The sequence below is a fragment of the Brevundimonas sp. GW822-FHT03E11 genome (genome assembly GCF_058801445.1).
Window position 1 is genome coordinate 368,818 of sequence record NZ_JBXANG010000002.1, and the last position, 13,974, is coordinate 382,791.

Genomic DNA, 13,974 nt, shown 5'->3' on the forward strand with positions numbered 1-13,974 from the left:
ACTCGCCACTCACACAAAAGGAGCTGCCCGCATGGCCGCTAAAATCGTACAGTTCAACACCGACGCGCGCGACAAGATGCTGCGCGGCGTCAACGTCCTCGCCAACGCCGTCAAGGTGACCCTGGGTCCGAAGGGCCGCAACGTCGTGATCCAGAAGTCCTTCGGCGCCCCGCGCTCGACCAAGGACGGCGTCTCGGTCGCCAAGGAAATCGAGCTGGAAGACGCCTTCGAGAACATGGGCGCCCAGATGATCCGCGAAGTCGCTTCGAAGACGAACGACAAGGCGGGCGACGGCACCACCACCGCGACCGTTCTGGCTCAAGCCATCGTGCAAGAGGGCCTGAAGGCCGTCGCCGCCGGCATGAACCCGATGGATCTGAAGCGCGGCATCGACAAGGCCGTCGGCCTGGTGCTGGAAGAGGTCAAGACCAACTCCAAGCCCGTCTCCAACAACTCGGAAATCGCCCAGGTCGGCACCATTTCGGCCAACGGCGACTCCGAAATCGGCGAGCTGATCGCCCAGGCCATGGCCAAGGTCGGCAATGAAGGCGTGATCACCGTCGAAGAAGCCAAGACCGCCGACACCACCGTCGACGTCGTCGAAGGCATGCAGTTCGACCGCGGCTATCTGAGCCCCTACTTCATCACCAACGCCGACAAGATGGAGGCCGTTCTCGAAGAGCCGCTGATCCTGCTGTTCGAGAAGAAGCTGACCTCGCTGCAGGCCATGCTGCCGATCCTGGAAGCCGTGGTGCAGTCGGGCCGTCCGCTGCTGATCATCGCCGAGGACATCGAAGGCGAAGCCCTGGCCACCCTGGTGGTCAACAAGCTGCGCGGCGGCCTGCGCGTCGCAGCCGTCAAGGCGCCGGGCTTCGGCGACCGCCGCAAGGCCATGCTGGAAGACATCGCCATCCTGACGGGCGGCCAAGTCATCTCGGAAGACCTGGGCATCAAGCTGGAGAGCGTCACGCTCGACATGCTCGGCAAGGCCAAGAAGGTCTCGATCACCAAGGACGACACCACCATCGTCGAAGGCGTGGGTGAGAAGGCCGACATCGAAGCCCGCGTGGCCCAGATCAAGCGCCAGATCGAAGACACCACCTCCGACTACGACAAGGAAAAGCTGCAGGAACGTCTGGCCAAGCTGGCCGGCGGCGTCGCGGTTCTCCGCGTCGGCGGCTCGACCGAAGTCGAAGTGAAGGAAAAGAAGGACCGCGTCGACGACGCCCTGAACGCCACCCGCGCTGCGGCTGACGAAGGCATCGTTCCCGGCGGCGGCATCGCCCTGTTGAAGGCCTCCAAGATCCTGGCCGACGTCAAGGGCGACAACGCCGACCAGAACGCCGGCATCGCCATCATCCGTCGCGCCCTGCAGGCCCCGATCCGTCAGATCGCCGAAAACGCCGGCGTCGAAGGCTCGATCGTGGTCGGCAAGGTGCTGGAGAACAACGACGCCTCCTTCGGCTTCAACGCCCAGACGGAAGAGTACGGCGACCTGGTCAAGATGGGCGTCATCGACCCCGCCAAGGTCGTCCGCACGGCCCTGCAAGACGCCGCTTCGGTGGCCGGCATCCTGATCACCACGGAAGCCGCCGTCGCCGACGCCCCCAAGAAGTCGGGCGGCGCCGCCGCTCCTGACATGGGCGGCATGGGCGGCATGGGTGGCATGGACTTCTAAGTCCAAGCCTTCCGACGCTGAAATGCAGAAGGGCGGGACCGCGAGGTCCCGCCCTTTTCTATTGTCGCGCCCGTTCTGTGAGCGTCTGGATTATCGCGCTCAGAATTCGGAGATCGCCCCCGGCCGGCGCGACCGGCTCTTCAGCCACATGACGCCCAAGAGATCGGCGAAGGCGACCTTCAGCCGGCCCCAGTTGGTGTATTTCGACCGGCCGGTTTCGCGGTGGCGGTGATCGACGTCCAGATACTGGTTTCGGTAACCCTCGCGGATCATCAGGGCCGGCAGATAGCGGTGGATGTGATCGAAATAGGGAAGCCGCAGGAAGACGTCGCGGCGAAAGGCCTTCAGCCCGCAGCCGGTGTCGTCGGCGTCGTCGCCCAGCAGCCGACGACGGATGCGGTTCGCCCAGACCGAGGCCTGGCGTTTGGCGGCGCTGTCCTGGCGCTTGGCCCGTCGCCCGCCGATCAGACCGACGTCTGCGGGGGCCGCAAGCAGGGCGTCCACCAGCCGGGGCGCATCGGCCGGCGGGTTCTGACCGTCGCCGTCCATCGTCACCACCACCGATCCCCGCGCCGCCAGCACCCCGGTGCGCACCGCCCGGCTCTGGCCCGCATTGGTTCCGTGGGCCAGAACCCGCAAGGTCGGCAGTTCGGCCATGGCCGCCTTCAGCTCGGCCAAGGTCGCGTCCCTGGAGGCGTCGTCGACGAAGATCATTTCATAGGACCGGCCGGCGAAGGCGGCCGCGATTTCACGCGCCAGGGGCACGGCGGCGCCGGCCTCGTCGTGAACGGGAACCACGACGGAGATCTGGGGCGCGTCAGGAGCGATTTGGGCGGTCATGCCGCTCCATAGACGAGATCGACGGCTTAGGGGAGACGGCTGACGCCGGCCCGGTCCCCGTGTAAGGAGTCTCTCATGAAGAGCTTCGATCTGGATCGCCGCATCGCCGGCTGGAGAGGCCCCCTGCTGGCGGCCCTGTTGACGCTGGTCGCCGGCCTGCCGGGCCTGCTGCTCCTGCCGCCGCTGGATCGGGACGAAAGCCGCTTCGCCCAGGCCACCGTCCAGATGCTGGAGAGCGGCGACTATGTGGACATCCGCTTCCAGGACGAGCCGCGCTGGAAGAAGCCGGTCGGCATCTATTGGCTGCAGGCCGCCGCCGTCGCCCTGACCTCGGACCCCGAGGATCGCGAGATCGCCCCCTATCGGATCCCCTCTCTCCTGGGGGCCATGCTGGCCGCCTGGGCTGTCGCCTGGGCGGGTTCGGCCCTGCTGGGCGCGCGCGTCGGCTTCTTCGGCGGCGCGATCATGGGGGCGACCTTCCTTCTGTCCACCGAGGCCGGGATCGCCAAGACGGACGCCATGCTGTGCGGCGCCACCACCCTGGCCATGGCCGCCCTGGCGCGAATCTATATGGCGACCCGAGCCGGGGAACGCCCGATCCGGCCCCACAAGCTTCTGTTCTGGCTGGGCCTGGGGCTGTCGATCCTGATCAAGGGGCCGATCGGCCTTCTGGTCGTGGCCCTGGCGATCCTGGCCCTGTCGATCTGGGACCGCGACGTCCGCTGGCTGGGCCGGCTGGGCTGGGGCTGGGGCCTGCCGCTGGTGGCCCTGATGGTCGGCCCCTGGGCGATCGCCATCACCATCGCCACCGACGGGGGCTTCTGGCGCGAAGCCATCGGCGGCGACCTGGCGCCCAAGATCGCCGGGGCCCATGAAAGCCATTCCGGCTTCCCGGGAATGTATGTGCTTCTCGCGCCCCTGCTGTTCTTCCCCTCCACCCTGCTGCTGCCTGCCGCCGTCGCGACCGGCTGGTCCCGTCGGGCCGAGCCGGCCATTCGCTTCCTGGTCTGCTGGCTGGTTCCCGGCTGGCTGATGTTCGAACTGGCCCCGACCAAGCTGTGGCACTACACCCTGCCGACCTTCGGCGCCCTGGCCCTGTTGGCCGCCGCCGCCCTGGCCCGGCCGATCGGCAAGGTCTCGCGGATCACCGGCGCGGCCCTGGCGGTATTCGCCGCCGTCCTGATCTGCGGCATCACCGTCTATGGCTTGACCGTCTACGGCACCTCGACGGCCCAGACCTGGGCGGCCCTGACGGTCGGTTCGGCCCTGGCGGCCGCAGCCGTCGGCGGTTTTCTGCTGCTGAACCGGGCGCCGGCGGCGGCGCTCGTCGCCTCCCTGGCCTTTGGGATCGTGGCCCACGCCGCCCTGTCGGGCACGATCCGGCAGCTGCGTCCCCTGGCCATCGCACCTCGGCTGGAAAAGACCCTGGAGGCGGCCGACCTGCATCCCCGCCAGGGCCGCACGCCCGGACCGGTCGCCATCACCGGCTTCCATGAGCCCAGCTTCGTCTTCCTGACCGGTCGGGACACGGATCTGACGGACGCCCAAGGCGCCGCCCGCGCCCTGGCCGAAGGGCGGCCGGCCATCGTCGAAGGGCGAGACGCCGACGCCTTCCGCGCCGCCGCCGGGCGGCTGGGTGTGGCGGGCCGGGCGGTCGGCGTGGTGCGGGGCTACAACTATTCCGCCGGAGACGAGGTGAGCCTGACCGTCTATGCGCCTCCGCCCCGCACGGCGGAGCCTGCGACGCAAGCCGCCCCCGCGACGGCGGCGACGCGATGAGCCGCCTCATCCAGATCGTCGAGGTCGGGCCCCGTGACGGGCTTCAAAACGAAAAGGCCGTGCTGGACCCCGCCGTCCGCGCCGAGCTGGTGCGGCGGCTGGAGGCGGCCGGAGCCCGGCGGATCGAGGCCGTCTCCTTCGTCCATCCTAAATATGTGCCGCAGATGGCCGGGGCGGAAACGGTGATGGCGGCCCTGCCTCACGAAGCCGGACGCAGCCGCATCGGTCTGGTGCTGAACGGCCGAGGCTATGATCGCGCCCTGACCACGGCCGTGGACGAGGTCAATGTCTCGCTTTCCGCCACCGACGGCTTCGGCCTGAAGAACCAGGGCCTGGCCGTCAAGGACCAGCTGGCTATGCTGGGCGAGATCGTCGCCCGCCGTCACAACAGCCAGACGTCCGACGTTGTCCCCTCTCTGTCGGCGACCCTGTCATGCGTCTGGGGCTGTCCGTTTGACGGAGAAGTCTCGGTTCAGCAGGTCGGCGACCTTGTGGGGGCGATCGGCGCCTTGGGCGTCGGTGAAATCGCCCTGGCCGACACCATCGGCGCCGGAGATCCCTGGGCGGTCACGCGCAAGGTCGAGGCCGCCCGCCGGGCGGCGCCGGATGCGCGCCTTCGCCTGCACTTCCACGACACGCGCAATACGGGGCTGGCGAACGCCTATGCCGGGGTGGAGGCGGGGGTGGAGGTGCTGGACGCCTCGGTCGGGGGCATAGGCGGCTGTCCCTTCGCGCCGGGCGCCACCGGCAACATCGCCACCGAGGATCTGGTCTATATGCTGGAGCGGGCCGGGTTTCAGACCGGCTATGACCTGGCCGCCCTGATCGAGACGGCGCGCTGGATCGGTGCGGCCCTGGGCCGCCCGGCGCCGTCCGCCCTCAGTCGCGCCGGCGGCTTTCCCCGCACGTGACGAACGGTCGCAATAGGGTTAATCAGGCTTGAGAAGCGCAGCCGTTGCGCCGGGGAGAGGAGCCGCCATGCTGATCGCCATACCCCTGCTGCTGATCCCGGTGGTCCTCTACAATATCGTCGTGCTGTTCGGCGCAGACGGAAACGGCGGCATGAGCCAGGCCGACGCCCTGCTGCGTGATCCGCTGTTCTCCATTCCCATGGCGTCAGGGGCCCAGTGGAATGTGGGCTCGGGCGACCTGATCCTGTTCGTCGGCCTGATCCTGCTGTTCTTCGAACTGGTGAAATCGACGTCGAGCCAGAGGGTGGCCATCGTCAATCACGCCCTGTCGATGGTCCTGTTCATCATCGTCCTGGTCGAATTCCTGCTGATCCGCGGCTTCGCCACCTCGACCTTCTTTCTGATCGTGGTGATGATCCTGCTGGACGTGCTGGCCGGCTTCATCGTGACCATCATCGCGTCGCGCAAGGATTTCGACCTAGCCAACTGACGGCCGGTGCGCGGGGCGGCGAAAAGACGATTTAGGAAAAGGCGGTGAAGATCAGCGCCACGACGGCGACGTCGAAGACCTTGGCGGCGAGGCTGAGGGCGGCGGGCATGGCGTGTCCTGGCGGAGGCGTTTCGATACGCCTTCAGCAAGTTCCGTGCCGCCCGACGCCTAACGCCCGATCAGACGTCGGTCTTGGACGCGCGCCCGACCGGCGGCCGTCGCTCGGCCTCGCCCGAATACTCAGCCCCCAAATAGGCGGCGCGCGCGGCGTTCAGAACCGGAGGACCGCCCTTCAGGCCGCGCCTTTGCCCCTTCTGGCCCATCTGCTGGGCCACAAAGGCCGCCGCGCCGGGTTCGCCGGCCGTATGGACGGCAGGTCTTGCCGAGGACCCCGTTGCAGCCTCGGCCTCAGCCTCGGTCAGCGGCGCCGGGACCAGGGCCTTGGCCGCCGCCTGCTGAGCGCGCCGTTCGCGCTCGCGCCTTTCGCCTTCGCGGCGATCCACGCGCTCAGGTCCGCTGACCGCCTGGATCCGATCGGTCATTTCGGCTTGGACTCGGCGAGACGGTCGATCTGGGCGCGCATTTCGTCCATCTGGCGGCGCATCTCCTCCAGGGCGTCGCTGTCTGCGGCCGCCTTGGTTTCCGCCGCCGGCGGGGCGGCCGGCTCGCTTCGGCCATAGCCGAAGCCGGGGAACATCTGCATCGCCCGTTCGAACACGGCCATATTGGTCTTGGCCGCCTCCTCGATCAGGGTCGCGCCGGCGCCGGCGCCGAAGGCCCGGCTCATCTGACTGGCGAACTGCTCCTGCTGACGGCTGAAGTTGGTCAGGGACATTTCCAGATAGGAGGGCAGAACGCCCTGCATCGAACCGCCGTAAAAGCCGATCAGCTGACGCAGGAACTGGACCGGCAGCAGGGCCTCGCCCCGGCTTTCCTCTTCGAAGATGATCTGCGTCAGGATCTGGCGCGTCAGGTCGTCGTTGGTCTTGGCGTCATAGACCACGAACTCGGTCCCTTCGCGCACCATGGCCGCAAGGTCGTCCAAGGTCACATAGGTGCTGCTGCGCGTATTGTAGAGACGCCGGTTCGCATACTTCTTGATGACGACCTGATCGCCCTCGCCGGTCTTTCCGCCCTTGGTGTTTTCGTCAGCCACGCTTGTTCTCGCGATTTTGCAACGCACCACTATCGTCCGTTGCGGCGCGAAGCGCTAGAGGCTGATCTCAAGGGCGACGCAAGGCCTCAGTGGCTCATGGCCGGAGCCAGGACGACGCCGACCAGGACGGCGGTCCAATGCACCGTCGCCCCGGTGACGACGAACCCGTGCCAGATGGCGCGGCGGAACGGCACCTTCGGGCTGATGAAGACCAGCACCCCCGCCGTATAGATCAACCCGCCCAGAACCAGCAGGGCCAGGGCGACGGGGTGGACCGTCTCCACCATCGGCTTCAGAGCCGCGACGGCCAGCCAGCCGAAAACGACATAGACCGCGCTCCAGAACCGGTCGGATATGCGCGGCGCGAACAGCTTCACCCCGGCGCCCACGAAGGCCAGGGTCCAGATCAGGGCGGTGAAGCCGATCGACCAGAGACCTTCGAACCTCTGGGTGGTGAAGGGGGTGTAGCTGCCGGCGATCATCAGGAAGATGGCCGCCTCATCCAGGCGACGCAGCACCGGACGGGCCGCGCACGGGTTGGTCCAGTTATACAGGGTCGAGGCGGTCAGCATGCCGATCAGGCACAGGGCGTAGATGGCCGTGGCCAGCACCCCGCCGACCCCCGTATAGACCCCCGCCAGACCCGCCAGAACGACCCCGCCGACGGCCGCCAGCATCAGACCCACGGCATGGACCCAGAGGTCCGCCAGCCTTTCGGCCCGGGTCTGATAGTGCTCGATCATGTCCAGCTCGTCCGGCGTGCAGACATGGGTGACAAGGCGTTTCAGCGTTCCCAGCATGGCCAATCAAATCCAAGATCGTCCCTATCGTTCCGACACAATGCGCCGTCAGGATGACGAAGGACTGAATCCGAGGCGGTGTTTGCTCCGACAGGTGACGAAGCCGCCCATATGCGGCAAAAGAGCCACTCGATAATTCCGCAGAGAGTGAAATCCCATGACCGAGGTCGTCATCGTCTCCGCCGCCCGCACCCCCGTCGGGTCGTTCCTCGGCGCCCTGTCGTCCTTGCCCGCCTCCAAGCTGGGCGAGATCGCCATCAAGGCGGCGCTGGAGCGGGCCGGCGTCGCGGGTGATGAGGTGGACGAGGTGATCCTGGGCCATGTGCTTCAGGCTGCGGCCGGCCAGGGCCCGGCGCGTCAGGCGGCGGTCGGCGCCGGCGTGCGCCAGTCCGCCCCGGCATGGAGCCTGAACCAGATCTGCGGTTCCGGCCTGCGGGCCGTCGCCGTCGCCGCCCAGCAGATCGCCCTGGGCGACGCCGGGATCGTGGTCGCCGGCGGACAGGAGAGCATGAGCCAGGCGCCCCACGCCCAGCAGCTGCGCACGGGCCACAAGATGGGCGACGTCGCCCTGATCGACACCATGATCAAGGACGGGCTGTGGGACGCCTTCAACGGCTATCACATGGGCCAGACCGCCGAGAACATCGCCGACAAATGGGGCATCACCCGCGAGGCCCAGGACGAGTTCGCCCTGGCCAGCCAGCACAAGGCCGAGGCGGCGCAGAAGGCCGGCAGGTTCGCAGACGAGATCGCCCCGGTGGTCATCCCCGGCAAGAAGGGCGACGTGGTCGTGGACCAGGACGAATACATCCGCCACGGCGCCACCCTGGAGCTGATGCAGAAGCTGCGGCCCGCCTTCGCCAAGGACGGCAGCGTCACCGCCGCCAACGCCTCGGGCCTGAACGACGGCGCCGCCGCCCTGGTGCTGATGAGCGCCGAAGAGGCGAAGGCGCGCGGGCTTGAGCCCCTGGCCCGCATCGCCGCCTCCGCCACCGCCGGGGTCGATCCGTCGATCATGGGCACGGGGCCGATCCCCGCCTCGAAGAAGGCGCTGGAAAAGGCGGGCTGGACCGTCGCCGACCTGGACCTGGTCGAATCCAACGAAGCCTTCGCCGCCCAGAGCCTGTGCGTGGTCAGGGAGCTGGGTCTCGACCCGGCCAAGGTCAACGTCAACGGCGGCGCCATCGCCATCGGCCATCCCATCGGCGCCTCGGGCGCCCGCATCCTGACCACGCTTCTGTTAGAGATGAAGCGGTCCGGCGCGAAGAAGGGCCTCGCCACCCTGTGCATCGGCGGAGGAATGGGCGTGGCGATGTGCGTGGAGCGGGGGTGACCTGAAACTTCCTTCTCCCTTTGGGAGAAGGTGGCCGCGAAGCGGACGGATGAGGGACAGGCGGTGCGCCAAGTCGCACCCACCGAACCCTCACCCTTCGGCTGCTTCGCGCCGCCCTTCGGATCGCACAAAGACGACGGCTCCGCCGCCGTGTGCTCAAGCCCTCTCCCGCCGGGAGAGGGAGTCCAACTTCAGTCCGCCGGATATTCGAAGGGATCGGTCGGCGTCGGCTCGGTCGGCAGGGGCATGCGCGGCAGGGGCTCGTCGCGGTTGGCCGCGTTCAGCAGGAAGCTGGCCAGGATAATCGCCGCCTGACGCATGTCCTCCGGCTTCAGGTGGTCATAGCTGTCGATACTGGTGTGGTGCAGGCGACTGGAATAGTCGAGCGGGTCCTGAATGAACTGATACCCCGGCACGCCGACCGTCTGCATATAGACGTGGTCGGTGCCGCCCGAAGGGCGCAGGGACACGGTGGTCGCCCCCATGTTGGCGAAGGGCGCAAGCCATTCCTGGAAGATCGGAACTGCGGCCACATTGCCCTCGGCGTTGATGCCCCGGATCTTGCCCGAGCCGTTGTCCAGGTTGAAATAGGCGACCAGATCCCGATAGCCTTCGCGCGGCTGGATCGGCCAGCGGCTGCGCCAGGTTCGGTTGTTCGGCAGGTTCGCCAATGCTGGATCGTTCGAGGGCGCGCGAGTGGCCAGATGCCTGTCGACATAGGCCAAAGAGCCCAGGATGCCCTGTTCCTCGCCGCTCCATAGGGCGAAACGGATGGTGCGTTTGGGCCTCACGTTCAGGGTCTTCAGGATGCGTGCGGCCTCCATGACCACTGCGCTGCCGGCGGCGTTGTCCACCGCTCCGTCCGAAGCGACCCAGCTGTCCAGATGGGCGCCCGCCATGACGTATTCGCTGGTTCCCCCGCTGCCGGGGATGTCGGCCAGGATGTTGTAGGCGTTGACGTCCTCGTCATGGAACTGGACCTCGCTCATCAGTTCCAGCGTGGGCGGCGTATCGGTCAGGGCCAGTCGGGCCAGACGACGATAGTCCTCAGCCGCCAGCTCCATGCCCGCCAGCTTGGGCGTCGCGCCGACCTGATAGGTATAGCCCGTGCCGTGCAGCAGGCCGCCGTCCCGCTGGGAAATCCTCACCCAGGCCAGGGCGCCCTGTTCGACCAGGAAGGCGTCGAGCCGCGCCGCGAAATCGGCGGTCTTCAGCTGACGCTCGATCGCAGCGGGCGAATACTGGGGTTGGACATAGGTGTTGCGCTCGGCCAGCTCGGCGCTGGTCCAGCGTTTGAAGGCCGGCTCGGTCGGTTCGGACCCCGTGCCGGGCTGGGACAGCATGACGATCTTGCCCGACAGCTTGCCCCGCCATTTGTCGAAATCCTCGACCTTGGAGATCGGCGCCACGATCACGCCGCCGCTGATCACCCCGTTGGTCGAAGGGGTCCAGGCCACCGGAATGGCCCTCAGGTCCAGCGGTCGCGGCGCCGTCATGCGGGCGCTGGAGCGGACGATGGACCAGCCCCGCCCGAACTCGAACCCCTCGGCCCGGACGTTCGACAGGCCCCAGTCGCGGAACTGCTGCTGGGTCCAGCGTTCCGCCTCGCGCATCTGCGGCGAATTGGTCATTCGCCCGCCGATCCGGTCCGTCAGATAGGCGGCCGTCTGCATCACCTGGCTGTGGTTCAGCCCCTGGTCGATGATGCCGTTGACGGTGGTCCGGTTGACGGACTGGGCCGCGACCGGCGTGGCCAGAAGAGCGGCGGCGGAAACGAAGGCGAGCAGACGCGACATAGGACCCCCTGATTGGCTTAGAGCATGATCGTTTCGGACGGAACCGCTTCGCGGTTCCGACAGAAGCGTGAATCATGCTCTCGCTTCAATCTGCTATCTGACGGAATCCTCGACTGAAGTGCAAATCCAAAAGGCCCGGCGCGACGCTCAACCCCAGGGACCGCGCGGTTCGGCCGGCGTGGCGGGCACGCCTGTCGTCAGGCGCCGATGCGTCGCGGGGACCGCCGAGATCGGAACCGCCGGGGCGGACGCGGGCGCCGCCTGGCGCGGCCGCATCCCCATCTTCGCGCCCAGTTCCACCAGAGCCCGAACGCGATTTCCGGTCGCCGGGTGGGTCGAGAACAGATTGTCCGCCCCGCGCCCGGCCAGGGGGTTGATGATGAACAGCTGTCCGGAGGCGGGATTGCGCTCGGCCGTCGGATTGTGGATCCGCTTGGCGTAGGCCTCGATCTTCTGCAGGGCGGAGGCCAGGGCGTGAGGGTCATTGGCGATCTCCGCCCCGACGCGATCGGCCTCATATTCGCGGCTGCGCGAGATCGCCATCTGCACCAGGCCGGCCGCCATGGGCGCCAGGATCATCAGGGCCAGGGTTCCGATAAGGCCGCCCGAACCGCTTTCCTGGCGCTCGCGGTCGTCGCCGCCCTGGAAGAACAGGGCGAAATTGGCCAGGGCGGCGATGGCCCCGGCGATGGTGGCCGTCACCGTCATGATCAGGGTGTCGCGGTTCCTCACATGGGCCAGCTCGTGCGCCATCACGCCGCGCACCTCGTCGCGGGTCAGCATGTCCAGAAGACCGGTGGTGGCGCAGACGGCCGCGCGCTCCGGATTGCGGCCGGTGGCGAAGGCGTTGGGCTGGTCGCTGGGGATGATGGCGACCTGGGGCTGGGGCAGGCCGGCGTCGCGCGCCATCTGGCGCACGTCGGCGACATAGTTGCGGACCACCGCATTGGGATGCTGCTCATCGACCGGCTGGGCCCGGTACATCTTCATGACGATCTTGTCGGCGTTCCAGTAGCTGAACAGATTCATGCCGCCGGCGAAGACCAGGGCGATCGCCATGCCGGTCGCGCCGCCGATCAGATAGCCCAGCCCCCCGAAGAGCGCCGTTAGGGCGGCCAGAAGAATGAAGGTCTTCAGATGGTTCATCGTCGTTCCGTCGCCGTCGGCGGCTTTTTGTGGCGTCGCGGCTTTGATCGACTATTTGAGGCCATGAGCCACCGTCCTCAAGGGAGCCGACCTGTGACCGAACATCCCACCCCCGATCCGGCCGAAGCTGCGGCGGAGGATGGGGAAACCCCCGCCTTCAACCAGGACGTCCCCCACGCCACGCCCGAAAGACCGCTGAGCACGGTCGCCCGCCGCGCCCTGCTGGAGGCGGCCGAACGCCGCATGGCCGAGGAGGGCGCGGCGGCCGCAACCGAATACGGCGGTCCGACGGGGCCTGAACCGACCCGCTACGGCGATTGGGAGAAAAAGGGTCTGGCCGTCGATTTCTGACGGGCGCCGACGGCGCGACAATTGCCGAGACAAGACTCAAGTCAAGGAGTCTGTCCCGCAATGACACAGCCCATCATCGCCGCCGCGTCTGCGGTCCTCCTGCTTTCCGCCGCACCCGCTCTGGCGGGCGGTCCTTCCGGCGCTCACGGCGGCTGTGGAGGCTGCGGCGGCGGGCATCAGGGCGGACACCCCGGCGGGGGTAATTACGGCGGCGGCCACAACAGCAACGTCAATGTGAACGTGAATGCGAATGCGGTGGCCAACGCCTCGGCCTACGCCGGGGCTTCGGCCTATTCGGCGATCAACGCCCGCGCCTATTCCCAGTCGTCCAGCTTCAGCCGTCACGGCGGAGGCGGAGGCGGGGGCGGGGTCGTTTATGTCGGCGGCGGCTATGCCGAGGGCGGCGCCGTCGGCGGGAGCTATGCGTCCGCCCCGGCGGTGGTCTTCGTGGGGCCTGCGCCCGTCAGCGCCCCTGTCGGCTATCCGGTCTATGGCTTCGGTCGCGACTATATCGGCTGGCGCCCCTATCGGCCTCACCCGCCGATCGACTGCGGCTGCCGCCCGCCGTATCCCGGTCACGACCGCGAGATGCGCTACGAGGATCGGCGCGACCTGAGCCGCCGAGACGCCTATGAGGCGCACGTCTACGAAGAGCGCGCCTATGAAGAGCGGGCCTATGAGGCGGGCGGCTATTATAGGGAGGAAGGGTCCGTTCCGGCGCCGACGCCCTATGTCGAACACCCGCCGATCTACGGGGAGCCTGAACCCCTGCCGCCGCCTCCCCCTCCGCCGCCGCCGCCGCCGCCGCCGACGACGACGGACTATTACGGCGACCTGCCGCCGCCCGGCAATGTTCCGCCGCAAGCCCCGCCCCGCCAGTACTACGCCCAGGAACCGGGCGAGCGCGGCTGATCAGATCAGGGCGATGCTTTCGGCGACGGCCAGGGCGGCGGCGCGGGGGTCGGCCGCCGCCGTGATCGGCCGGCCGATCACCAGATGGGTGGCGCCGGCCTGAAGCGCAGCCTCGGGCGTGGCGGCGCGGGCCTGATCGTCCAGGGCCGACCCCGCAGGCCGAACGCCGGGCGTCACGATCAGAAAGTCGGGCCGGCCGGCGGCCTGTGCGATCTCGCGCACCCGGGCCGCCTCCTGCGGGCTGGAGACCACCCCGTCGATCCCCGCCTCAAGCGCCTGCCGCACACGCAGCTCCACCAGATCGGCCGGCGACAGACTGTGGTCGTCCGCCGCCAGATCCTCGGCCGTCAGGCTGGTCAGAACGGTCACGCCCAAAACCTTGAGCCCTGATCCGGCCACGCCCCGCGCCGCCGCCGCCATGACCTGGGGCCGGGCGTGGACGGTCAGGAGGTCGCAACCCGAGGCCGCCAGATTCGCCGCCGCCTTTTCGACCGTCGCGCCGATGTCGTGCAGCTTCCAGTCCAGAAACACCTTGCGGCCCTCGGCCTTCAGGTCGCGCGCCAGCTCCATGCCGCCGACGGCGAACAGCTGCAGTCCGATCTTGTAGAAGCCCGCCGCATCCTGAACCCGCCCGACCAGGGCGGCGGCCTCTGCGACCGTCGGCACGTCCAGGGCGCAGATGATCCGTTCGTCGGGACCGCGATTGGGGGCGACGGTTTGGACCTGGGTCATCGACGGACTCGCGCTGAGCGGCTATGCCGGAACGCTGAAGGTGCGTCGGC

The 13,974-nt window shown here is 68.1% G+C and carries 14 protein-coding genes; 7 read left to right on the forward strand and 7 right to left on the reverse strand.

The window, feature by feature from the left end:
- The first annotated feature begins 31 nt into the window (after positions 1-31).
- A complete protein-coding gene (gene groL, locus AC1RKE_RS04675; RefSeq protein WP_054764371.1) occupies positions 32-1,678 on the forward strand; it encodes a chaperonin GroEL in 1,647 nt (548 codons plus the stop codon).
- Between the two features lie 99 nt (positions 1,679-1,777).
- On the opposite strand, the gene AC1RKE_RS04680 is transcribed toward groL, so the two are convergent.
- Positions 1,778-2,518 carry a glycosyltransferase family 2 protein gene (locus AC1RKE_RS04680; protein WP_054764372.1) on the reverse strand — a complete coding sequence of 247 codons (741 nt, stop codon included), beginning with the start codon at positions 2,516-2,518 and terminating at the stop codon, positions 1,778-1,780.
- Between the two features lie 75 nt (positions 2,519-2,593).
- Between AC1RKE_RS04680 and AC1RKE_RS04685 the strand changes: the two genes are divergently transcribed.
- The 3 genes from AC1RKE_RS04685 to AC1RKE_RS04695 all read left to right on the forward strand — a co-directional run bounded on the left by AC1RKE_RS04685 (position 2,594) and on the right by AC1RKE_RS04695 (position 5,698).
- Complete coding sequence (locus AC1RKE_RS04685) at positions 2,594-4,297, forward strand: ArnT family glycosyltransferase (RefSeq protein WP_348683893.1); 1,704 nt, start codon at positions 2,594-2,596, stop codon at positions 4,295-4,297.
- Positions 4,294-5,208 (forward strand): hydroxymethylglutaryl-CoA lyase, encoded by a 915-nt coding sequence (locus AC1RKE_RS04690; protein WP_348683891.1) that lies wholly within the window; start codon positions 4,294-4,296, stop codon positions 5,206-5,208. Before AC1RKE_RS04685 ends, AC1RKE_RS04690 begins: the two co-directional genes overlap by 4 nt.
- Positions 5,209-5,275: 67 nt before the next feature.
- Positions 5,276-5,698 (forward strand): hypothetical protein, encoded by a 423-nt coding sequence (locus AC1RKE_RS04695; protein ID WP_054764375.1) that lies wholly within the window; start codon positions 5,276-5,278, stop codon positions 5,696-5,698.
- 179 nt (positions 5,699-5,877) lie between these two features.
- Here the strand turns inward: AC1RKE_RS04695 and AC1RKE_RS04700 are convergent, their stop codons facing one another.
- From AC1RKE_RS04700 to trhA, 3 genes are all read right to left on the reverse strand, one after another.
- Complete coding sequence (locus AC1RKE_RS04700; protein WP_054764376.1) at positions 5,878-6,240, reverse strand: hypothetical protein; 363 nt, start codon at positions 6,238-6,240, stop codon at positions 5,878-5,880.
- Positions 6,237-6,854: a polyhydroxyalkanoate synthesis repressor PhaR gene (phaR, locus tag AC1RKE_RS04705; RefSeq protein ID WP_287104030.1), complete on the reverse strand. Its 618-nt coding sequence runs from the start codon at positions 6,852-6,854 to the stop codon at positions 6,237-6,239. Before phaR ends, AC1RKE_RS04700 begins: the two co-directional genes overlap by 4 nt.
- Before the next feature lie 86 nt (positions 6,855-6,940).
- Positions 6,941-7,654 carry a PAQR family membrane homeostasis protein TrhA gene (gene trhA, locus AC1RKE_RS04710; protein WP_054764378.1) on the reverse strand — a complete coding sequence of 238 codons (714 nt, stop codon included), beginning with the start codon at positions 7,652-7,654 and terminating at the stop codon, positions 6,941-6,943.
- A gap of 157 nt (positions 7,655-7,811) precedes the next feature.
- On the opposite strand from trhA, the gene AC1RKE_RS04715 reads away from it, so the two are divergent.
- Positions 7,812-8,987: an acetyl-CoA C-acetyltransferase gene (locus AC1RKE_RS04715; RefSeq protein WP_348683888.1), complete on the forward strand. Its 1,176-nt coding sequence runs from the start codon at positions 7,812-7,814 to the stop codon at positions 8,985-8,987.
- Positions 8,988-9,178: 191 nt separating this feature from the next.
- On the opposite strand, the gene AC1RKE_RS04720 is transcribed toward AC1RKE_RS04715, so the two are convergent.
- A complete protein-coding gene (locus AC1RKE_RS04720; protein WP_348683886.1) occupies positions 9,179-10,783 on the reverse strand; it encodes a M20/M25/M40 family metallo-hydrolase in 1,605 nt (534 codons plus the stop codon).
- A 147-nt stretch (positions 10,784-10,930) separates the two neighbouring features.
- On the reverse strand, positions 10,931-11,929 hold the full coding sequence (gene htpX, locus AC1RKE_RS04725; protein WP_348683884.1) for a zinc metalloprotease HtpX: 999 nt from the start codon (positions 11,927-11,929) through the stop codon (positions 10,931-10,933).
- 93 nt (positions 11,930-12,022) lie between these two features.
- On the opposite strand from htpX, the gene AC1RKE_RS04730 reads away from it, so the two are divergent.
- Entirely contained in the window at positions 12,023-12,280 is a 258-nt protein-coding gene (locus AC1RKE_RS04730) for a DUF1674 domain-containing protein (protein WP_224761134.1), read from the forward strand.
- A gap of 60 nt (positions 12,281-12,340) precedes the next feature.
- Complete coding sequence (locus AC1RKE_RS04735; RefSeq protein ID WP_395941839.1) at positions 12,341-13,192, forward strand: hypothetical protein; 852 nt, start codon at positions 12,341-12,343, stop codon at positions 13,190-13,192.
- Here the strand turns inward: AC1RKE_RS04735 and pyrF are convergent, their stop codons facing one another.
- Positions 13,193-13,924 carry an orotidine-5'-phosphate decarboxylase gene (gene pyrF, locus AC1RKE_RS04740; protein WP_348684194.1) on the reverse strand — a complete coding sequence of 244 codons (732 nt, stop codon included), beginning with the start codon at positions 13,922-13,924 and terminating at the stop codon, positions 13,193-13,195.
- Positions 13,925-13,974: the final 50 nt, after the last annotated feature.

What these genes read in the sequence shown, in the direction of transcription:
- AC1RKE_RS04735 (WP_395941839.1), top strand. Translation starts at nt 12,341, where the DNA reads ATGACACAGCCCATCATCGCCGCCGCGTCTGCGGTCCTCCTGCTTTCC.
- trhA (WP_054764378.1), bottom strand. Translation starts at nt 7,654, where the DNA reads ATGCTGGGAACGCTGAAACGCCTTGTCACCCATGTCTGCACGCCGGAC.
- AC1RKE_RS04715 (WP_348683888.1), top strand. Translation starts at nt 7,812, where the DNA reads ATGACCGAGGTCGTCATCGTCTCCGCCGCCCGCACCCCCGTCGGGTCG.
- AC1RKE_RS04700 (WP_054764376.1), bottom strand. Translation starts at nt 6,240, where the DNA reads ATGACCGATCGGATCCAGGCGGTCAGCGGACCTGAGCGCGTGGATCGC.
- AC1RKE_RS04680 (WP_054764372.1), bottom strand. Translation starts at nt 2,518, where the DNA reads ATGACCGCCCAAATCGCTCCTGACGCGCCCCAGATCTCCGTCGTGGTT.
- htpX (WP_348683884.1), bottom strand. Translation starts at nt 11,929, where the DNA reads ATGAACCATCTGAAGACCTTCATTCTTCTGGCCGCCCTAACGGCGCTC.
- AC1RKE_RS04685 (WP_348683893.1), top strand. Translation starts at nt 2,594, where the DNA reads ATGAAGAGCTTCGATCTGGATCGCCGCATCGCCGGCTGGAGAGGCCCC.
- AC1RKE_RS04720 (WP_348683886.1), bottom strand. Translation starts at nt 10,783, where the DNA reads ATGTCGCGTCTGCTCGCCTTCGTTTCCGCCGCCGCTCTTCTGGCCACG.
- AC1RKE_RS04695 (WP_054764375.1), top strand. Translation starts at nt 5,276, where the DNA reads ATGCTGATCGCCATACCCCTGCTGCTGATCCCGGTGGTCCTCTACAAT.
- pyrF (WP_348684194.1), bottom strand. Translation starts at nt 13,924, where the DNA reads ATGACCCAGGTCCAAACCGTCGCCCCCAATCGCGGTCCCGACGAACGG.
- groL (WP_054764371.1), top strand. Translation starts at nt 32, where the DNA reads ATGGCCGCTAAAATCGTACAGTTCAACACCGACGCGCGCGACAAGATG.
- AC1RKE_RS04690 (WP_348683891.1), top strand. Translation starts at nt 4,294, where the DNA reads ATGAGCCGCCTCATCCAGATCGTCGAGGTCGGGCCCCGTGACGGGCTT.